Source organism: Psychrobacillus vulpis, assembly GCF_006861825.1.
GTDB lineage: Bacteria > Bacillota > Bacilli > Bacillales_A > Planococcaceae > Psychrobacillus > Psychrobacillus vulpis.
On sequence record NZ_VDGI01000011.1, the window covers coordinates 51,908 to 73,435 of the forward strand.

Annotated in this window: 14 protein-coding genes and 1 other RNA gene; 6 read left to right on the forward strand and 9 right to left on the reverse strand. The window is 34.0% G+C overall.

Annotated elements, in window-relative coordinates; translation table 11 throughout:
- Positions 1-271 precede the first annotated feature (271 nt).
- Entirely contained in the window at positions 272-412 is a 141-nt protein-coding gene (locus FG384_RS19805; protein ID WP_166462429.1) for a hypothetical protein, read from the reverse strand.
- Between the two features lie 176 nt (positions 413-588).
- On the opposite strand from FG384_RS19805, the gene FG384_RS10940 reads away from it, so the two are divergent.
- The 5 genes from FG384_RS10940 (at position 589) to FG384_RS10960 (ending at position 4,539) form a co-directional block, all read left to right on the forward strand.
- Positions 589-1,128: a GNAT family N-acetyltransferase gene (locus FG384_RS10940; RefSeq protein WP_142642636.1), complete on the forward strand. Its 540-nt coding sequence runs from the start codon at positions 589-591 to the stop codon at positions 1,126-1,128.
- A 436-nt stretch (positions 1,129-1,564) separates the two neighbouring features.
- On the forward strand, positions 1,565-2,017 hold the full coding sequence (locus tag FG384_RS10945; RefSeq protein WP_142642637.1) for a chemotaxis protein CheX: 453 nt from the start codon (positions 1,565-1,567) through the stop codon (positions 2,015-2,017).
- Positions 2,018-2,250: 233 nt separating this feature from the next.
- Complete coding sequence (locus FG384_RS10950; RefSeq protein WP_142642638.1) at positions 2,251-2,373, forward strand: cytochrome c oxidase subunit 2A; 123 nt, start codon at positions 2,251-2,253, stop codon at positions 2,371-2,373.
- A gap of 20 nt (positions 2,374-2,393) precedes the next feature.
- Positions 2,394-2,870 (forward strand): cytochrome c oxidase subunit II, encoded by a 477-nt coding sequence (locus tag FG384_RS10955; protein WP_142642639.1) that lies wholly within the window; start codon positions 2,394-2,396, stop codon positions 2,868-2,870.
- Between the two features lies 1 nt (position 2,871).
- Positions 2,872-4,539, forward strand: coding sequence for a b(o/a)3-type cytochrome-c oxidase subunit 1 (locus FG384_RS10960; RefSeq protein WP_142642640.1), 1,668 nt, complete (start codon positions 2,872-2,874; stop codon positions 4,537-4,539).
- A gap of 223 nt (positions 4,540-4,762) precedes the next feature.
- Here the strand turns inward: FG384_RS10960 and FG384_RS10965 are convergent, their stop codons facing one another.
- Both FG384_RS10965 and FG384_RS10970 read right to left on the reverse strand, forming a co-directional pair.
- A complete protein-coding gene (locus tag FG384_RS10965) occupies positions 4,763-5,515 on the reverse strand; it encodes a CsxC family protein (RefSeq protein WP_142642641.1) in 753 nt (250 codons plus the stop codon).
- 399 nt (positions 5,516-5,914) lie between these two features.
- The gene (locus FG384_RS10970; protein ID WP_142642705.1) at positions 5,915-6,652 is read right to left on the reverse strand and encodes a CsxC family protein; all 738 of its coding nucleotides are present in this window, start codon (positions 6,650-6,652) and stop codon (positions 5,915-5,917) included.
- 740 nt (positions 6,653-7,392) lie between these two features.
- Between FG384_RS10970 and FG384_RS10975 the strand changes: the two genes are divergently transcribed.
- Positions 7,393-7,617, forward strand: a complete 225-nt coding sequence (locus tag FG384_RS10975) for a hypothetical protein (protein ID WP_142642642.1) — start codon at positions 7,393-7,395, stop codon at positions 7,615-7,617.
- Between the two features lie 19 nt (positions 7,618-7,636).
- On the opposite strand, the gene FG384_RS10980 is transcribed toward FG384_RS10975, so the two are convergent.
- The 6 genes from FG384_RS10980 to rnpB all read right to left on the reverse strand — a co-directional run bounded on the left by FG384_RS10980 (position 7,637) and on the right by rnpB (position 21,511).
- Positions 7,637-13,981 carry a BC_2427 family protein gene (locus tag FG384_RS10980; RefSeq protein WP_142642643.1) on the reverse strand — a complete coding sequence of 2,115 codons (6,345 nt, stop codon included), beginning with the start codon at positions 13,979-13,981 and terminating at the stop codon, positions 7,637-7,639.
- Between the two features lie 557 nt (positions 13,982-14,538).
- Complete coding sequence (locus FG384_RS10985; protein WP_142642644.1) at positions 14,539-16,041, reverse strand: carboxypeptidase M32; 1,503 nt, start codon at positions 16,039-16,041, stop codon at positions 14,539-14,541.
- Between the two features lie 48 nt (positions 16,042-16,089).
- The gene (locus FG384_RS10990) at positions 16,090-17,991 is read right to left on the reverse strand and encodes an ATP-dependent DNA helicase (RefSeq protein ID WP_142642645.1); all 1,902 of its coding nucleotides are present in this window, start codon (positions 17,989-17,991) and stop codon (positions 16,090-16,092) included.
- A gap of 58 nt (positions 17,992-18,049) precedes the next feature.
- Complete coding sequence (locus FG384_RS10995; protein WP_142642646.1) at positions 18,050-19,177, reverse strand: THUMP domain-containing class I SAM-dependent RNA methyltransferase; 1,128 nt, start codon at positions 19,175-19,177, stop codon at positions 18,050-18,052.
- The gene (locus tag FG384_RS11000) at positions 19,174-20,904 is read right to left on the reverse strand and encodes a putative bifunctional diguanylate cyclase/phosphodiesterase (RefSeq protein ID WP_240793402.1); all 1,731 of its coding nucleotides are present in this window, start codon (positions 20,902-20,904) and stop codon (positions 19,174-19,176) included. The genes FG384_RS10995 and FG384_RS11000 overlap by 4 nt, the downstream gene beginning before the upstream one ends.
- Before the next feature lie 224 nt (positions 20,905-21,128).
- Positions 21,129-21,511, reverse strand: an RNA gene (gene rnpB / locus FG384_RS11005) — RNase P RNA component class B.
- Positions 21,512-21,528 lie beyond the last annotated feature (17 nt).

Genomic DNA, 21,528 nt, shown 5'->3' on the forward strand with positions numbered 1-21,528 from the left:
ATCCTTATTATAGATAGCCATAATTACTAATACAACATTTATTAAAAATCATTAAACAAGTTATTAAATCAAATTTGATGAAAGATGAATTTAGTGAAAAATACTTTCCGGTCATCAAACTTTCTATGTGGATTTTTTCTGGTCATAAATTTATTTATCCGAACACATTTTTTCTACAGGGCAAGGATTCACATCTTATTTACAAATAAAAAAACACCGCTCTAATTTGAACGATGTCCGCATACTTAGGTGTCCGTTTCCATTAACGGATTTATTGATTATTATCTTTTTGCTGCTCTGAAGGTTCTTCAGTTGGATCTGGCTCATCTTCATCAACACCGTTACAGCCGAACAAAAAGCCTGCTGATAAAATAACAGACATTAGCGCTAGAATATGTCTTTTATGCTTCATTCTAATCCCTCCACTCCGCATTTACTACAGTTAATATTATCTTAATTCTAGAAAAATATTCATCATTCGAAAAAAAATACAAACTGTTCTACTCTGTGCTCTTTCTCAATAGAGCCAATTATCAGGCTATTTACTTTCTGTTATAATGAATCTATTATTTCAGAAAGGAAGATTAGATGTTAAAAAGTAAGAATATATATTTAAGACAACTTAAAATCTCGGATGCGAATGAACTACTAGATTTACTTAAGAAAAATCAATCTTTTTTTGAGAAATACTCAATCAATCGTCCTACTAATTACTGGACTATAGAAACACAGAAAGAATTAATAGAAAAATGGGAGCAAAATGCAAAACAAGATACTGAATACCAATTTGGTATTTATAAATCGGACGATAATTCACTTATTGGTAGCATCAGCCTATTCCATGTTGCTCGCGGCCCTCGTCATAGTGCAATGGTAGGCTACCATTTAGATCAAGAGCACAATGGAAAAGGTTATACTACCGAAGCAACTAAACTAATTGTCAACTATGCTTTTGAAATCCTCCATTTACATAGAATTGAAGCTGGAGTTATGCCACATAACATTGGTTCCATAAAAGTTTTAGAGAAAGCTGGTTTTCTTAAAGAAGGAATAGCTAAGAAAAATATTAAGATTAACGGTCGTTGGGAAGATCATCAGATGTTGGCAATAATAAATCCTAAAGAATAACTGTATATACATTACTCACTCATTTGGTTTAAAATGAGTGTTTTTTGTTAATATTTTCACTTGCACACCCCAAAGAATATTACGACATTTTATGACAAAACTTTCCTATGTATCCTATCTGAATTGTGATGTTTTGAAACAAAAAAATGACTCTACTTGTCTTTTCTATAAAAAAAACAAGTGGAGTCATCTATTAGACCAATATTATTTAGCTTGCGGAGATGTTGAGCGTAAAACAAAAGCAGTAACCCCGCTATATAGTAGAATTGTAGATCCTATAAAAAAAGTTATCATACAAATCGTCCTCTCAGGTGAATTTGAAATTCATTCTCATTCAAATACTAGCACAACATTTCGACATTTTCTACATTTACTATTCAACTATTCATTTTTTCATGCTACTATTAAGTCATATTTACTACATGGAGGGAACGTAATGAGTGCATCAAAACACATACAAACCATATTAAATGGAACTATTCAATCGTTAAAATCTGTCATCCCTCTTACAATGGATATTAAATCCCCTTCTTTAATGGTGCAACCGTTTGAGCAAAAAGAAATGGGCGTACTAATAGGAATTATTGGAGATATTAAAGGACGTATAATCGTAGATTCCACTTCCGATTGTTTTTCATCGATAGGAGCAACAATGTTTGGTATGCCCTTAGAGGGTGAAATGCTCGAATCATTTACTGGAGAACTTGGAAATATGATTGCAGGGAATTTATGTACATCCGTAGCTGGAAACGGTGTAGAAATTGATATTACCCCGCCAACTGTTATCGTTGGTACAACAAGATTATTTGGATTTCAGCATGCGTTCAAATTACCTGTCGAAATATCTGGTGTTGGAGAATTAACAGTAATATTAACCATTGATGAATAATAGGTAGACTATATGGGGCTACCACCTCTGAACTATGATTTTGTAAACAACCTAAAGGGAACTTTCTACTAAAGAAAGTTCCTTTTTTATTTTATCTAAAAGTAATAATTAATTGTTTCACATTAATTTCACATTATACCCTTTCTAGTGTGATTTTTATCACATCTTTGGGCTACTAATCTATTTATTATTAAAAGCATACAAGAACATCTTTTACTGGAGGTGTAACGAAGATGTCGAATAAGAAAGAAAAAGAACTAAATTTGAAAGGCACATTGTATTCTGTTGGATTTGTAGGTGTATTCATTTTAGTCACTTGGTTTATGGCATTTTACTTGTTTATTGAGCGATTTTAATTTATTGGAGGTCAAAGGCTATGCATATGCATAAGTACGAAAAATGGTGGTTAACATTTGGAGTTGGATCACTCGTATTATTTTTAGTAATTGTTGGTTTTAGTGCTTTCCACTATGGTTCCCACCCACCGAGTGCAAAAGTATACATCGATCCTGAGCGAGTTGATGAAATTGCACCATTCAATAATCCAGGTGTTCACAAAGTGGAAGGAAAGGATTGGGACTATGAAGTAGTATTCGTTGCATCAGCGTTCTACTATAACCCACCAGAAATTGAAGTTCCACTCGATGCAAAAGTTAAATTCATTGCTACTACAAAGGATGTAGTACATGGATTCCAAGTTGCTGGAACGAATATTAATATGATGCTTGAACCAGGATATGTTTCGGAATTTGTAACAACAGTTGATAAGTCAGGCGAATATTTAATTTTATGTAATGAGTATTGTGGAATTGGTCATTCTACTATGACATCCATGCTAAAGGTGGTTGAGTAATATGACAACAATTACGGAAAAAGCAAAAGATTTAGTAAAAGTAGATAAGAGAGATGGCAAATTAGCACTGGCACATATTTATGTTGCATTTATCTCTTTATTTATAGGCGGACTATGTGGATTATTACAAACGCTAGTTAGGTCTGGTCATTTTACACTCCCTTGGGGAATTGGCTATTATCAAATATTAACAGTACATGGTGTATTACTAGGACTTATTTTAACAACATATTTTATTTTCGGTTTTCAAATTGCGGCAGTTAGTAGAACTGCTGGTACATTAACTTCTAAACAACGTCTTCTAGGTTGGATTGGTTTTTGGGTTATGACTGTTGGAGTTGTTATGGCAGCTACTATGGTATTGCTCAATGAAGCTTCTGTACTCTATACATTTTATGCACCACTTCAAGCTCATTGGATTTTCTATTTAGGACTAACTTTTGTTATAGTTGGATCTTGGATTGGAGGAGCTGGCCAAATACTAAAGTACATCGAATGGCGCAAAGCAAATCCTGGAAAACCAAGTCCATTAATAACATTCATGGTTGTTATTAATCTAGCATTATGGATCATTGCTTCTTTAGGTGTTGCAACTTCAGTTCTTTTCCAATTATTACCTTGGTCATTAGGATGGGTAGATAAAGTAGATGTATTAATTTCACGAACATTGTTTTGGTATTTTGGTCACCCTCTTGTTTACTTCTGGTTATTACCAGCATATATGGTTTGGTATGTAGTTATTCCTAAGATAATTGGCGGCAAGATTTTCTCTGATTCTCTTGCAAGATTATCATTTGTATTATTTTTATTATTTTCTATTCCTGTTGGTTTTCACCATCAATTAACTGAACCAGGTATCAGTTCTTTTTGGAAGTTTTTGCAAGTAGTATTAACTTTAATGGTAGTTATTCCTTCTCTTTTGACTGCTTTCTCATTATTTGCAACGTTTGAAATCCGCGGTCGAATGTTAGGTGGAAAAGGAATCTTTGGATGGTTAAAAAAATTACCATGGAATGATGCTCGTTTTGTAGTTCCCTTCATCGGAATGGTCGCATTTATCCCTGCTGGTGCTGGCGGTATTATTAATGCTTCCCACCAAATGAATCAAGTAATTCATAATACGATTTGGGTAACAGGACACTTCCACTTAACGGTGGCAACATCTGTATTACTTACATTCTTTGGAGCTGCTTATTGGTTAGTCCCCCATCTGACAGGGAGAGTATTAACAAAGGAAATGAATCGTCTTGCAATTATTCAAGCAATTGTATGGTCAGTAGGTATGTCTATCATGTCAACTGCAATGCATATTGTTGGATTGTTTGGAGCACCACGCCGTTCAGATTTTTCAACTTACGGTGGTTCTGCACAAGCAGCGGAATGGATTCCTTACCAACTTGCACAAGCAATTGGCGGTACAATTCTTTTTATCGGAATCATTTTGGCACTTTATATCATCGCAAACTTATTATGGTTTGCTCCTAAAGGGGATGAAGAATTCCCGATCGGAGAAGTTTCTGAGCACGCAGAGAAAACACCAATGGTATTCGAGAACTGGAAAATCTGGTTAACGATTTGTATTGTACTCATTTTATTTGCTTACACAGTACCATTTATTGATATGATTCAAAATGCTCCACCTGGATCGATCGGATATAAATTCTGGTAAAACATGAATTTTCCCTATAAAATATAAAAGCGCTTGGCAAAATCCAAGCGCTTTTTATTTTCTATTATGTTTTTAATGATTTGTTTTTATATTATTTACTTCAATTACATGGCAAATATAGGTTTAACTAGAATACTATTTTTATAATGATAACATATGAGAGGTATCTCCAACATTGCGAAATTCGTAGTGCTGGAGGTACCCTTTTTAAACAAGTTAAAATCTAGCAGCCTAAAGAAGGAACTCTCACTTGTCTTATTTGAAGTAATTTTAGCGTAATATCGACTACAAGCTTTTCTCGCAATTCTTTTATTGTTTCTCCAAATTCTAATGGACATGGGGAAAAATCTATTTCAAAGAAATCTGCACTAATTAATTCGCAATAAGGTTGCTCGTTGTAAAAAACGCTATTTTCAAAGAAGTATTTATCTAGACGCGGAGTTTCACCGTGTTTCGGATCAATAAATCGAGATTTACTTTCAGAAGATTCGCCTAAAATAGGGAAAAGTATAAAATCTCCACCCTGTTGGACGTCACCCTTTAGATCCGCAAATCCACAGAATGGAACAGTGGCAATTCGATCACGAATAAATCCATTACAATTTGATGTAGCATATTCAATATCCTTGCGAATAAATCCTTCTATAAATAATTTCCCTCTTGTTACAGTACGAACACCTGGGCATGTATCATCGCAAAATTTTACAGGAACAAGTTTACATTGAGTAATAAATACATCTTTTAACACTCTCTTAATCTCGCTAGCTGGTGGTGTTAGCGGAATACATGCTTCAACGACGACTTGAACTGTAGTCTCAGCTAATACTGCTGGGACTTTAATAATTGGTCTAAACCCTTGGGGAAGTACACATGGCTCAACCGGTTCATCTTTAAAAGGTGACAATGTCTTTGCCTCTACTGGACATGGCATCGCAATTGGACAATTATCATTACATGGATCGTTTTGTTGTGTCATCAAAATCACCTCCTTTCACTTACCAATTATCTTTTGATTGCCATTTAGTAATTTTTTTGTAACGAAGATTCACACTTCAAAGAATATATGAATTTTTTTATTGTTATGCCTAAACTTCTTTTTATCGTATTAAGCACCTTTTATTATCTTTCGTTCGACTTATATCTTAATATATGTCGTATAGAGCAGTAGAATTGAGCTTATATAATAGGTACATAAACAATTATTTGGTTTTTTAGCAAATTTCTACTCTAGGGATGCTTGCCTAATTTGATAACAACTCTTTCTTTATTTCTATTAATAAAACCGTTGGCGTTGATTTCGCCAACGGTTTTTGATATTTATAAAGATTCCCCTTACACATTTTCAGCATACTTGTTTCTTGCCTAGGAGAAATTTTTAACAATCGCCTAGAGATTCCACTCTTACTTGTCGTACTTGCAAAACCTTTAGCGTAAGGTCAACTACAATTTTCTCGCGTAAACAATCGAATGTTTCATCCGCTTCTACTGGACACGGTGTAAAATCAAGTTCGAAGAAATTTGCACTTATTAACTCGCAATATGGTTGTTCATTATAAAAAGCACTATTTTCAAAGAAGTATTTATCTTGGCGAGGGATATCTCCGTTTTTAGGATTTATAAATCGAGATTTGCTTTCGGAAGATTGACCAATTACTGGGAAAAGAATAAAATCCCCACCCTCATTAACGTCCCCTTTTAAATCTGCAAAACCAGAAAACGGAACAGTAGCAATTCGATCACGTATTACTCCATTACAATTCGCTGTAGCATATTCAATATCTTTGCGGATAAATCCTTGGATGAATAATTTCCCTCTTGTTACTGTTCGTACACCTGGGCATATTTCATCACAAAATTTTACTGGAACTAGTTTACATTGGGTTAAAAATACATCTTTTAACACTCGTTTAATTTCAACTGCTGGTGGATTAAGTGGAATATTTGATTCTACAACGATTTGAAGAGTTGTTTCTGCTAATACAGCTGGAACTTTAATAATTGGTCTAAAATTTTCCGGAATTACACAAGGTTTCGAAGGTTCATCTGACAAAGGTATCAATGTATTAGCTTCTACAGGACAAGGATTAACAATAGGACAATCATCACTACTCATACCATTTTGTTCACTCACAACATTTCCTCCATTCATTCTTTTCATTTGTTTTCACATTTCTCTCTTAAAATATGTTGTCTAAGACATTCGTGTATAAGCAACCAGCACAGAAGATGCACAATTTCAGAAAAGGGAAATAATAAAAATGAAATGTTATTTTGTAAAAACGATTATTTTGTAAAAACGATCATTTTGTATTATGGAAGTTCATCTTAAAAAAGACGACTCCACATTCAAAGTTCGAAAGTGAAGTCATCTTATTAGGAAGTATATAAATTTAACTAAAAAAATGGAATCCCCAAGAAGTTCGTCCAATGCAATTGAAAACTAATTAATAGTATAAATTATGAATGTAATAAAAGATGAGGTTAGACATGTAGAAAATAGAGGTGGAACTTTTCTATTACTTTCTAATATAAATCCAGGTATCCAAAGTGATTGACAGTTGTCGAATTGACTTAATTGACTTAATCGATTTCAACTAATCTTTAAGAACTAACTCCTTGCTCAACTTAAAGGTTCAATTTCAATATCGATATTTATTAACATACTATCTAAAAAAGATGACTTATTTTTATGTATGCAATATAAAGGTATTTATCTGAAATCAAAAATGGAAAATCTTATAGAATCCTTTATTATTTTTAAACAAAAATATTCAATTCGCAAGTAGTTCGTCCAAGTCAATATAAAACTAATAAATATTATAGAGTAAGTCCTGCTTATAAGGAGGTGATATTATGTGTATGAATAAAAAAGAAGATCATAAGGGAGGAATCTTCCACTTACTTTCTACTTTAAATCCTGGTACTGATGTAGAAGATGTTTTTATTAACGGTAGAGAGGAATCTGTTGATTCTTTTGCTACGTTTAACCCTTTCACTGGTCTAGCTTATTTCTCAAAAAACAATGGTGAAATTTTAGTTGTTGATTTTCGTAAAATTGATGCAATTGAATTTAACTAATCTCTTGAAAATTGGCTCCTTAACTCAAAGTTAAGGAGTCAATTTGATTTGTATTAACGGATAATATATTATTATTTTCGAGGAGAAATGTTGAAATATTTGTAAATGAATTATATTCAATAAAAGAGGATACTTTTATTATTTTTCCCTTAACTGTTAGTTGTGTAATATTAGTACCCGGAGCTAAATTTTTTAGCAAGTTTATTATAGGTTTATCTAGGCTAACTTCCTTTTTTGTATGGAACGGCTGAAGTTCTTCAAAATTTATTTTTTCTTGTTGATTTCTTGGTTTCACAGTATACATATTTAAGCTAGGTTGATGTACAGTATCCATTGAAACTTTTTGTACTTGGAGTAATTGCACTATTAATTCTAAAACAATATTTTGACGTAGTAGATGAAATATAGCTTCTAATTCGTTTGTTACTGATTTTTCAACTTGATTATGACCTGAAATATATTCAATATTTTGATTAATATATCCTTCAATAAATAGCTTCCCTCTTAATGCTTCCCGTGTTTCTCCCATTTTTGAAAACGAGAATCCGGCAGGTACGAACTTGCAATTTGTTAATATTACTTTTTTAGAAATTTCTAAAACTTTATGAATTTTTTCTTCAAATAAAACATCTTCTTCTAAACTAATTTCGACGTTATATTCTCCTACTACTACTGGTACTTTAATACTAACAGAAGGAGTAAAATTTGCTTCTCTTGTTTTAACAGATACTGCATCATGTATTGGAGTTAATACAGACCTAGTATTCCCCCTTCCTTCCTTCATTTTTTTATTATATTTGTAATTAATCTCGATTGTATCTAGGATTTCATGGGATTTAAAGCCTACTAAGTAACAGTATGGCTCTTCATGATAAGATGTTATTGTATTAAATAGTTTTGTGTTTAGTTGTGGAATTTGTTTATTATAAGGGTCGATATATTTAAATGTATTTTGAAATGTACTCCCAAATATTGGAGGGTTAAGGAATGTGTCAATATCCGAAACGCTGGAGAACGGAATTTTTATTGATCTCGATCTTACTCCTGATTGTTTATTAAGCTCCGTCGTATAATTAGGTTTATGATTTATTTCATTTACTAAGTTTTCTTCTTCTGCTTCTTTCACTTGGAAAAGTTGCTCTGACGATACAACTTCCTGATCTTTCTCTGCCTTCAATAGTGAAGAATGTTCAGGCTCGTCAGTTAAACTTGTTCTGGAATCTATAGTTCGATGTTGTAAGTTATAAATTTTTACAAAGGTAGTATTGGGTATTTTTATTGTCCTAGGTTTTAACCCTAGTTGTATGTTTGGCTCATTTAGCCGATTTGTATCATTATCAAAACTTTCTTCTACAGTTTCTTCCACTTTGGAAGTGTGCTCAGACCTGAATTCTATTTCCTGTACTGTTGAATCTTCCAAATGATCGAGCTCTTGGTCATTTTTCAGAAGGTGTTGGAATTTATATATTTTTAAGAAAGTAGAATAAGGGATTTTTATCTTTCTCGATTTTGTTCCTAATGGATTATTTGTCTCCTTAAGTTGATTGCTTTCGCTTTTTATTTCATTGAAAAAATTTTCTTTTATTGTTTCTTCCATTTGGAGAGTGTGTTCAGACGTAGGTACTACTTCTTGTACTGTCCCTGTTTCCAATTGATCGAGATCTTGGTCATCTACTGTTTCACTCCAATTCGGACGGTGTTGGAAATTATAGATTTTTATAAAAGTGGTATAGGGGATTTTCATTGTTTTCCGTTTTGTTTCTAATTGGTTACTGGGTTCCATTTGGTGATTAGTATCCTCATTCTTTTCATTAACAAAATTTTCTTCAATCGTATCTTCCACTTTAAACGTGGGTACTGTTTCTTGTACTGTCTCTACTTCCAATTGATCGAGCTCTTGGTCATTGATATCAACTGGGCTGCTCCAATCCGGTCGGTATTGGAAGTTATAGATCTTTATGAAAGTGGTGTAGGGGATTTTTATGGTTCTCCGTTTTGTTTCTAATTGGTTACTGGGTTCCATTAGGTGATTAGTATCCTCATTCGTTTCATTAACAAAATTTTCTTCAATCGTATCTTCCACTTTAAACGTGGGTACTGTTTCTTGTACTGTCCCTGCTTCCAATTGATCGAGCTCTTGGTCATTGACATCTAACGTTTCGCTCCAATTCGGACGGTGTTGGAAATTATAGATTTTTATAAAAGTGGTATGGGGGATTTTTATTGTTCTCCGTTTTGTTTCTGATTGGTTACTGGATTCCATTAGGTGATTAGTATCCTCATTCGTTTCATTAACAAAATTTTCTTCTATCGTATCTTCCACTTCTGTCCTAGGTATCATTTCTTGTACTGTTTCTGCTACGAATTGATCGAGCTCTGTATCATTGACATCTACTGTTTCGCTCCAATTCGGACGGTGTTGGAAGTTATAGATTTTTATGAAAGTGGTATAGGGAATTTTTATGGTTCTCCATATTGCTTCTATTTGTTTATTGGGCTCTATTAGGTGATTTGTATCCTCATTCGTTTCATCAACAAAATTTTCTTCAATCGTATCTTCCACTTTAAGCGTGGGTACTATTTCTTGTACTGTCCCTGCTTCCAATTGATCGAGCTCTTGGTCATTGACATCTACTGTTTCGCTCCAATTCGGACGGTGTTGGAAACTATAGATTTTTATGAAAGTGGCATAGGGGATTTTTATTGTTCTCCGTTTTGTTTCTAATTGATTACTGGGTTCCATTAAGTGATTAGTATCCTCATTCTTTTCATTAACAAAATTCTCTTCAATCGTATCTTCCACTTTAAACGTGGGTACTGTTTCTTGTACTGTCCCTGCTTCCAATTGATCGGGCTCTAGGTCATTGACATCTACTGTTTCGCTCCAATTCGGACGTTGTTGGAAATTATAGATTTTTATAAAAGTGGTATAGGGGATTTTTATTGTTCTCCGTTTTGTTTCTGATTGGTTACTGGGTTCCATTAGGTGATTAGTATCCTCATTCGTTTCATTAACAAAATTTTCTTCCATTGTATCTTCCACTTTAAACGTGGGTACTGTTTCTTGTACTGTCTCTACTTCCAATGGATCAAGCTCTTGGTCGTTGATATCAATTGGGCTGCTCCAATCCGGTCGGTGTTGGAAATTATAGATTTTTATGAAAGTGGTATAGGGGATTTTTATTGTTCTTGATTTTATTCCTAATTGCTTATTGGGCTCGATTGGGTGATTTGTTTCGTCATTCGTTTCATTAAAAAAATTTTCTTCTTTCGTATCTTCCACTTCGTACCTAGGTACTATTTCTTGTACTGTTTCTGCTTCCATTTGATCGAGCTCTTGGTCATTGATATCAACTGGGCTGTTCCAATCTGGTCGGTGTTGGAAGTTATTGAGCTTTAAGAAACTGGTATAGGGAATTTTTATTGTTCTCCGTCTCGTTTCTAATTGGGTACTGGGTTCCATTAGGTGATTAGTATCCTCATTCGTCTCATTAACAAAATTTTCTTCTATTGCATTTTCCTCTTCGGACCTAGGTATTATTTCTTGTACTCTCCCTGCTTCCAATTGATCGAGCTCTGGATCATTGACATCTACTGTTTCGCTCCAATTCGGACGGTGTTGGAAATTATAGATTTTTATGAAAATGGTATAGGGGATTTGTATGGTTCTCCATTTTGTTTCTGATTGGTTACTGGGTTCCATTAGGTGATTAGTATCCTCATTCGTTTCATTAACACATTTTTCTTCTATCTTATCTTTGACTTTGAACATGGGTACTGTTTCTTGTACTGCTTCCAACTGATCGAACTCTAGCTCATTTATATCAACTGTGCTGCTCCAATTCGGACGGTGTTGGAAATTATAGATTTTAATGAAAGTGGTATAGGGGATTTTTATGGTTCTCCGTTTTGTCAATTGGTTGCTGGGTTCTATTAGGTGATTAGTATCCTCATTCTTCTCATTAACAAAGTTTTCTTCTAGTGTATCTTTGACTTTGAACATAGGTACTGTTTCTTGTACTGTCTCTGCTTCCATTTGATCGAGTTCTGAATCATTGACATCTACTGTTTCGCTCCAATTCAGACGGTGTTGGAAATTATAGATTTTTATGAAAGTGGTATAGGGGATTTTTATGGTTCTCCATTTTGTTTCTGATTGGTTACTGGGTTCCATTAGGTGATTAGTATCCTCATTCGTTTCATTAACAAAATTTTCTTCAATCGTATCTTCCACTTTAAACGTGGGTACTGTTTCTTGTACTGTCCCTGCTTCCAATTGATCGAGCTCTTGGTCATCGATATCAACTGTGCTGCTCCAATCCGGTCGGTGTTGGAAATTATAGATTTTTATGAAAGTGGTATAGGGGATTTTTATTGTTCTCCGTTTTGTTTCTAATTGATTACTGGATTCCATCAGGTGATTAGTATCCTCATTCTTTTCATTAACATATTTTTCTTCTATTGTATCTTTGACTTTGAACGTGGTTACTGTTTCTTGTACCGCTTCAATCTGATCGAACTCTAGCTCATTTATACCAACTGTGCTGCTCCAATTAAGACGGTGTTTGAAGTTATAGATCTTTAAAAAAGTGGAATAAGGTATTTTTATGGTTCTCGATTTTTTTCCTAATAGCTGATGATGATGTTTGGTTTCACTATTTATTTCACTAACTATTTTTTTTATCATATCTTCCATTTTGAGTGAGTTCTCGGACTTGAATACTATTTCTTGTACTGTCTCAGCTTCCAATTGGTTCAGCTCTTGGTCATTAGCATCAATTGTACTGCTCCAATTAAGCCGGTGTTGGAAACAATATATTTTCAAGAAGGTCGAATATGGTATTCTTATTTTCCTTTGTTTTATACCAATTTGCTTATTAGCTTTCTTCAGATGATTGGATTCATCATTTAATTCACTAATAATACTTTGTTCTATTACCCCGTCATCCATTTGGAGAGGATATTCAATCTGCGATACAATTTCCTGTTCTATTTTAGTTTCCATATCATGTTCCTTAACATCTTTTGAATTTACTGTGTTAGGTCGGTGTTGGAAATTAACCATTTTTAATAAAGTGGAATGGGGTATTTTAATAGTTCTTTGTTTTACCTCTAATTGCTTAATAGTTTCCTTTAGATGATTGGATTCATCATTCATTTCACTAACTAAGTTCTCTACTAAGTCATCCAATTGGAGTGGATGTTCAGCTTCTTCGGGGGTACTTATACCAGACTTGAAAAATCGATGTTGGTAGTTAATAATTTTTAAAAAAGCAGTATAAGGTATTTTTAATGTTCTTTGTTTTACCCCTAATTGCATATTAGGCTCTGTCAGTTGATGGGTATCATTTATTTCCCTTTTCAAATTTTCTTCTACCTTCGTTTCCACTTGTTCAAGAGAATGTTGAGAGTGAAAAATTTTTAAAAATGTGGAATAAGTTATTTTTATTGTTCGAGGTTCAACTCCCGAATGCTTAATAGGCTTCTTTAGATGATGCTTTTCGATATTCAGTTCACCAGCTACATTTTTTTCTACTTTTTCATTTTCTTGAAGAATATTCTCGAATGGTGATAGAATTCCCTGTTCTGTCTCAGATTCCAATTGGCAAAGTTGTTCAGTTACTTTTGGTCCACTTGAACCCGAATCAATAAGATGTTGTTGATAAGTAAATATTTTCAAGAAAGTGACGAAGGGTATTTTTATTGTTCTAGGTTTTAAGCTTAAATCCTTTTTATGTTCGTTTTCCTGTTTGATATTATTAGATATTACCTCCTGTTTTGTCACCGCTTCGATTTGACCCTCTTGTGAATCGGTAGCAACTTCTCCCTTCAAAATAAAAGGGGGGAGGAGGTGATGAATTTTGGCAAAAGTACTGTATGGAATTTTTACATATCTTGAGCTTCCAATATGTTGTTTGGGAACTTTAGTTTTATCCATATCATTGGTATGTTCATGTATAAATGGCAGTTGGTTTTCTTCTCTTAGGTATGATTCATCTAAACGTTTCTTTTTATAAAGATTATTTTCTCTCAGTAATTTGTTACGTTTTAACACATTTATAGGTACTACTAATTCATTAATTTCAGCAGTATTTATAGTACCTAGCATGGATTCCTCTTTATTAAGGTTATATCTTCTGTTTGCCCTTGCCCCTTTTTTCCTCTTAGAAGTTTTACTTGAATCATTTAGTTTATTGATGTTGCCAACATCAAATTTATGATCAATTTCGGGCGAATCACCTTTGTAAACTTTACTTTCCTGGTCAATATGCTGAATATCAGGATTAAGGGAGAACCTGAAAATGGTTTTTTGTTTTAAACTCAACTTCATTATTGCTTCATAGTTGTACCAAGGAATAGTCATTCTCCCCTCCTTATTTATATAATGAAAATCAGAAGCAACAATAAAACTAAATAAGGGTTTTTGTTTGATATCTATTCTCTGTTTATCTTCACAACTGAACCACCGAATTGTCATCCCCACCTTATTAAAATGTCGAAAAATCGGGAGCAACAGAAAATGTGTATACTTCTTGTTCTACACATGCATTTTTACTATTCTAACCGGTTTTTTCTGTAACCTCCTGTACTTCTAGGCTTCACAAAATTTCAGATATCTAGGCTTTTGTATTATGTATTCTATTCAATGTTACATAATTAGTTCTTCCTGTTGTTAACAGTTGCACAAGTATGGCTGTTGAGGTTTAGTATGTAAATACCACATGCATTTCCCTATACTCTTTGCACTTTGTTTCCATAAAAAATCCCCTTTTAGTTGTTGTGTATTGTTCCATGTATACATGGTTTATTACACTTTTTTCTAAAAGGGGTTAGTAACTGATCAAATCAGTTAGTCATTCTATTATTTTAATGTTTTTTCGAAACGGAATAATTGCTCTTGGACATTCTGTCTCTTTTTCTTTAGGATAATTGATAGATTTCTGTATATTTTTTCTCTAAATAATCTGCCAAATAATTTCCGTTAAGTCCTTCACCAGTCGCATCTTTTAATATTTCCAAAGGTTTTTTTACTGCACCATATTGATGCACGTTTTTTGTTAGCCAATTTTTAATTGGAGACAAATCGCCTTTTTCAAATAACTCATCAAATTCAGGGATGTCATTCAACATAGCCGCTTTTAATTGAGATGCATACATATAGCCAAGTGCGTACGATGGGAAATAACCAAAACTTGCTCCAGCCCAGTGTACATCTTGAAGAATACCTTCTGCATTTGTTGATGGTCGAACACCTAAATATTCTTCATATTTAGCATTCCAGATTTCTGGCAATTCTTCTACTTTTAGATCACCGTTGAATAGCCCTTTTTCTATCTCATATCGAATCATGATGTGGAGTGAATAGGTTAGCTCGTCTGCTTCAATACGTATAAGTGAAGGTTTTACTTCATTAATTGCGCGTAAAAATTCATCTACTGAAACGTCTCCAAATTGTTCAGGTGAGTAGTTTTGTAACTTTCCATAGTTTTGTTCCCAAAACTTTGGATGGCGCCCAACAAAGTTTTCATAAAAGAGTGATTGAGATTCGTGAATTCCCATAGATGCACCTCCAGCTAAAGGAGTGCCTGTTAGTTCTTCTCCGACGTTTTGATCATACATTCCATGGCCACATTCATGGATAGTTCCAAAAACAGCTGAACGGAAATCTGATTCGTCGTATTTCGTTGTAATACGAACATCCCCACGATTTAATCCAGTTTCAAATGGATGAACCGTTTCATCAAGTCTACCCGCTTCAAAATCATAGCCTAATTGCTCTAGAACATCTAAACTAAATGCCTTCTGCTGCTTTTTATCAAAATGCTTAAACAAAAAATCCGTTTTTGGCTGATTAGGAGATTCTGTAATTTTCTTTAATAAAGGAACGATTCTATTTCGGAGATCACTAAACACTTTGTCTAAAACTTCCGTTGTCATACCCGGCTCGTATTGATCTAAAAGTACGTTATATGGGTTTCCGTCCTTTACTCCCCAATACGTAACAAATTTCTTTAACGTTTCAACCATTTCTTTCAAATACGGCATGAACAATTCCCAATCATTTTGTGCTTTCGCTTCTTCCCAAACAGATTCTGATTTCGATTGCAAGATAACGAATTTCTTATATTCATCAGCAGGAATTTTTTTGCTTAAATCGTATTCTTTTTTTACTTCTTCATATGTGCGCTTTGTTACAATGCTCGCGTTATCCAGGGTTGGTTCTAAATCATCTAGTAATTTTTTTAGTTCATCTGAAGTGGACAAATTGAACACGTCTGTCGCAAGAACTCCAACGACTTCAGAGCGTTGATCTATACCTTTTTTCGGTGCTCCTGTTCGCATGTCCCAATATAATACCCCTAGTGCTTCTTGATAAGCACCAATTTTCTTTACGTAGTCTAAAAATTGTTGTTCAACTGTCAAAATTACATCCCCCTTATTACGAATTATTTCTATCGTACCATATTTTTATCAACGAATTATATGAGTAGGTAAAATATTCGTAAAACGATCTTCAAGCATTGCTTCTTCCGCATTAAGAAGTATATGAATTTCTCCTTCATCACTAGATGTACGTATAAGTCTACCTATTCCTTGCTGAAGTCTAAGTAGCATAAATGGAAGATCTACCTCTTCAAATGGATTATTTGAAAATTTTCTTTTCGCTTCAAATAATGGATCAACTGGAGGGAAAGGTAAGTCAAAAATAATTACTCTTGTTAGTGCCTCCTCTGGCAAATCGAGTCCTTCCCACAAATGATAGGAACATAGTGTTGAGAAAGCTCCATTTTGAAATTCTTTCACGATAGTAGAAAGTTCCCGTTCTCCTTCAAATACGATATCATTTGATACCGTAATAGATGATCGAAACATATCCATTGCGGACTTTGATTTAAAGAGTATGAGTGTTTGTTGTTTTTCTTTCAGTAATTCTTGCACTTGGTTAGCTTTGCTTTCTTGTTCTACATTCTGTACGTATATGTTCATCACTTCATCATAATCAAATGGAGAAGCCACAGAGAATGATTGGAATTTTTCTACACCGAGCGAATCCGCAATATACGTAAAATCTTTTTGGATAGATAATGTTGCTGAAGAGAATACAATTGGCATTTTAGAAGAGAAAAGCTTCTCATTCAAAATATCTGTTACCAATCGAGGCATTATTATTAATGTTTCATGCCCATCAATTATTTCAAGCCACTCTACTCCATCGCCCTTCTCCGTAAATAAACGTAAAGAGAAGGAATACTGCTCTAAAAATTCTTCTACCATTCGTAGTTCGTATTCTGGAATCGTAAATAGCTCTGATTCAAAAACAAATTCCTCTAATAAATCATCTGTTATTCGAATTGCCTTTTTGCAAGTTTCAATAAGTGAGTTAGTCTTATCTATTGTCTTTCGCTCTGTATCTTGAGCAGCACTACCTTTTCTTATTAAACTAAAAAGCTCATCATGTGTTTCTTGTAATCGCTCCATTAAATACAATGTTTTTTCTCTAACACCATCTACCATGATTCTTTCGAGTAAACGTACAAGAGTTTCACTTTGTATTTCATACGTAAGCGCTTTTTGAGCTGCAAATTCTAATAAATGTCCTTCATCTAACACTGTCATAGATACTTCTGGAAGTAATGGTAATTGACCTTCACGAATTCTTGATTCTTTTGTCCAAATATGCTCCATTAAAAATTCATGCGAACAAATAATTAGATCTGAAGATTCTCGATAGTTCTGTCGGTGAATTGTTTGACCACAACGATTACGAACATCACAAACTGTACATTGCTGAGTTGGATGGTAATTTACTTTTTGCCAGTCTTCATCACTTACACCAGGATATTGACTTCGTTCCCCATAAGGATAAATCTTTTGAAGAGAAGAGTGACCATATACGAAATCAGGGACTAGGTCTTCTATTTCTTCTAGAAAATAATCATTGTCTCCACTTTTTTGAGCATCCTCTAAACGTTTTAAACATAAATACTGATTTCGAGATTTAGCTAATCGAACATCAATTTTAATATCTAAATAGTTCTGTAGTTTAAAGATATCTCCAGCTTCTTTAACTAGTTGTTCTATTAAAGTTTCGTCTGCACAAGCTATTAATGCTGGCTTTCCTGTATACCTTGCATATGAAATGGCTGGCAACAAATACGCAATTGTTTTCCCAGTACCGACTCCTGCTTCAGCAAATAACACATTTTTTTCTTTTAAAGCTTTTTCAATTTGATAGGCCATAAAAATTTGTTCATCACGGCACTCAAATCCTTTTTCTGGTAATTCATCGTATAATACATCGCCCATCCAATCACCTAGTGATTCGAAGAAAGAACGGTCTTTTGATAATTGAAAAGGTAAAGTTTTTTTCATATGATAACTCCTCCAAAATAATAGAACGGAAAGGAGAAACTCCCTTCCGTGTGACTTTTTAAGAACGTTTACCCCAAAATTGATAATAATCAGTGCGGATAAATCCATTAAATAATTTACGCTTTTTCGTTGCTTTTTTTCCGTATAATTGTTCGAAGTTTTCCATGGAAGAAAGCATGTAAACTGACCAAGTTGGATGTTGTTCCAGTACATAACCTAGATCACTAATCACTTTCTCAATAACTTCAATCTCCCCGATACGCTCACCATATGGAGGATTACCTATCATCACTCCATCTGTTAAAGTCGTAGAAAAATCTCGAGCTTGCATTTGTTTAAATGTTATTAAATCTGCGAATCCGGATTCAAATGAATTTTGTTCTGCAATTTGTATCATCTTATGATCGATATCAGTTCCAATTATTTGTAATTCTTGGTCGTAGTTAGCTAAATCCTCCGCTTCATTGCGTACATCATCCCATATCGTCTTTGGCATCCATGACCACGCTTCACTATGAAAGTCACGATTGTATCCTGGTGCGATATTTTGACCAATCATAGCTGCTTCAATTGGAATCGTACCAGAACCACAGAATGGATCTACAAAAGGACGGTTCGGACTCCATTTAGAAATTTTAACAAGTGCAGCTGCTAGTGTTTCTTTTAAAGGAGCTTCCCCCTGTTCCTGTCTATATCCACGCTTATGAAGTCCAGCTCCACTAGTATCAATCGTAATAGTGGCTATGTCTTTTAATATGCTAACTTCAATCTTATAAGTCGCACCAGATTCATCAAGAAATCCTATACGTTTATGTGCAAGTTTTAATCGTTCAACGATTGCTTTTTTCACAATTGCTTGACAATCTGGAACACTAAATAAAGTAGATTTAACTGATTTACCTTGAACAGGAAATGCCGCATCTACTGGTAAAAACTTTTCCCATTGAACTGCTTTCGTTCGTTCAAAAAGTTCGTCGAATGTCTTTGCTGGAAACTCTGCAGCTATAATTTTCACTCGATCAGCAACTCTCAACCAGATATTTGCTCTAGCAATTGCTCTTTCATCACCTTCGAAATAGATTTTGCCATTTTCTGTTGTTGTTTCGTAACCTAATGCCTTTACTTCATCCGCAACGATAGATTCTAATCCCATTGCGGAAGTTGCTACTAGTTTAAATTTTGTCATAATATATTCCTTTCTTGCTTATGAATTTCCCAAAGCTCCACGAAATCCAATAGCTCTGTACTCGGAATTGGTTTGCTAAAATAATATCCTTGTATAATGTCACAATCCATTTCCTTTAAAAGTTTTACTTGATCTTTCGTTTCTACTCCTTCGGCTACTACTTTTATATGCAATCTATGAGCCATCAAAATGATGCAATCGACAATCGCTTGTTTATCTTTTAACGCTGTTATTTGCTTTACGAAGCTACTATCAATCTTTAGGTAATTTAAAGGAAATCGATTTAAATAACTTAAAGAAGAGTATCCTGTTCCGAAATCATCAATAGAGATTTTAAATCCCATATGTTTAAGTTTGATTAATTTTTTCACAATACTTTCAGAATCTTTCATAACTGTTCTTTCTGTTAGTTCCAATTCTAACTGTTGCGGACTACAATTATATTGCATAACAATTGTATTTATTCGTTCGATAAAGTCGTCCTGTTGGAAATGTAAAGCAGCAATATTAATAGAAACTGGAATATCAGAAATTCCTTTCATCCTCCACTCAATGATATCCATACATACTTTTTCAAGTATTACCTCACTTAGTGGAATGATTAAACCCGTTTCTTCAGCATAAGGAATGAATTCTCCTGGTGAAACAGTGCCTAATTTATCACTAGTCCACCTAACAAGTGCTTCAACACCAATAATTTCTTGTTTTTCAATTGAAATTTTAGGTTGGTAGTGAATGCTGAATTCCTTTTGTTGAATAGCTTTTCTAAGCTCTGCTTCTAAAAGAAGTAAGCGTTTCGAATCCCTTTTTAATTCATCAAAGTAGAATGCATACTGATTTCGGCCATTTTGTTTTGCAAAATACATCGCCTTATCTGCTTTATGTATTAACTTTTCCGCATCTATACCATCTTGAGGAAAAATACTAATTCCTATACTTGAAGTAATATAAATTTCATTTCCCTCTATATAAAATGGTTTATTCAATTTCTTTGTTATTTCTCTCGCAAGTTTTGCTGCTTCTTTTTGATATAAGATATTATTTAAGGCAAGTAAAAATTCATCTCCACCATATCTTGCAAATAAATGTTTTTGCTTTACTAACGATTGAATTCGATTTGCTACCTCTATTAATAGTGAATCGCCTACTTCGTTACCTAAAGTTTCATTTATTTGTTTAAAACGGTCTAAATCTATAAATAATATCCCATGTTTATCATGATTCTGTTTTGAAAGGTTAATCAAATCATTTAAGGAATCATAAAAGGAATAACGGTTTGGTATATTCGTTAAATAATCAGTATTTGTAAGTTCTTCAATTTCCTTTTCCACTACTTTTTCACTAGAAATATCTGAGAACACACCAAAATAATTCGTCGTTTCTCCAGAACTATTTACAATGCTAGCTATGGATAATAATTCTGGGTAAACTTCCCCATTTTTTCTCTTATTCCAAATTTCCCCTCGCCAAATACCAGTGCTTTCTATATCATCCCACATTTTTTTATAAAAAGATGCATTTTGTTTTCCAGATTGTAAAATACGTGGGGTTTTTCCTCTTACTTCATCGAGAGAATATCCCGTAACTGTTTCAAAGGCAGAATTGACGAGTGAAATACACATATTCTCATCTGTAATCATTATTCCTTCAGAAGTCGATTGGAATACTTCTTCCACTAATTTATTTGGGTATAAATAAAACTGATCAGGTTGTTGCTTTTTTTCCACTATCTACCCCTACCTTTGTATATGTTAAGTTAACTACTTACCTGGTCACTTTATAACTGTAGGCACAGTTTATGTCAAGGTTACCTTGCGTAAGCTCGTGGTAAACTCGAATTTACTTACCACTGGTAATAGATAGCGCGATTCTTTTGTTGTATGTAAGAATAGAAAAGCTCTCCTAGAATGGAGAGCTTCTTTTTTATATATAATAATTAGCCACTCATACACTCAATAAGCCATGTTTTGTCTCTACGGTACTCAAACGGCGCTATACCTCGTACGATGTAGATGGCAATCATCTATCTACAGAATATCATCTGTTCTTCTATCCGTTCATTTCCTTCAAGAAGATGCCCCTACCATTATTTGGGTTTCTCACTCGTGGGGTTTACCTCGTTCCACCTGTATAGTTTCCTATACAGCTCCGTCACTGTGGCACTTTCAGGGATTGTCAGCCATATCCAAAGACTTAGGCCTTCATCCCGCCGTCAGCTAAATTAGCTGCCTTAGTTTATTTTTTCACTAAGCACGAACACTACATTCATCGCAGAATTGTGTGAGCATGGACTTTCCTCTACAATGTCTAGCATTGCAGCGATTGCCCGAATATATAAGTGGTCTATTTAT

Bases quoted from the DNA above. Each gene is read 5' to 3' on its own strand.
- FG384_RS19805 (WP_166462429.1), bottom strand. From the start codon at position 412: ATGAAGCATAAAAGACATATTCTAGCGCTAATGTCTGTTATTTTATCA.
- FG384_RS10940 (WP_142642636.1), top strand. From the start codon at position 589: ATGTTAAAAAGTAAGAATATATATTTAAGACAACTTAAAATCTCGGAT.
- FG384_RS10945 (WP_142642637.1), top strand. From the start codon at position 1,565: ATGAGTGCATCAAAACACATACAAACCATATTAAATGGAACTATTCAA.
- FG384_RS10950 (WP_142642638.1), top strand. From the start codon at position 2,251: ATGTCGAATAAGAAAGAAAAAGAACTAAATTTGAAAGGCACATTGTAT.
- FG384_RS10955 (WP_142642639.1), top strand. From the start codon at position 2,394: ATGCATATGCATAAGTACGAAAAATGGTGGTTAACATTTGGAGTTGGA.
- FG384_RS10960 (WP_142642640.1), top strand. From the start codon at position 2,872: ATGACAACAATTACGGAAAAAGCAAAAGATTTAGTAAAAGTAGATAAG.
- FG384_RS10965 (WP_142642641.1), bottom strand. From the start codon at position 5,515: ATGACACAACAAAACGATCCATGTAATGATAATTGTCCAATTGCGATG.
- FG384_RS10970 (WP_142642705.1), bottom strand. From the start codon at position 6,652: ATGAGTAGTGATGATTGTCCTATTGTTAATCCTTGTCCTGTAGAAGCT.
- FG384_RS10975 (WP_142642642.1), top strand. From the start codon at position 7,393: ATGTGTATGAATAAAAAAGAAGATCATAAGGGAGGAATCTTCCACTTA.
- FG384_RS10980 (WP_142642643.1), bottom strand. From the start codon at position 13,981: ATGACTATTCCTTGGTACAACTATGAAGCAATAATGAAGTTGAGTTTA.
- FG384_RS10990 (WP_142642645.1), bottom strand. From the start codon at position 17,991: ATGAAAAAAACTTTACCTTTTCAATTATCAAAAGACCGTTCTTTCTTC.
- FG384_RS10995 (WP_142642646.1), bottom strand. From the start codon at position 19,177: ATGACAAAATTTAAACTAGTAGCAACTTCCGCAATGGGATTAGAATCT.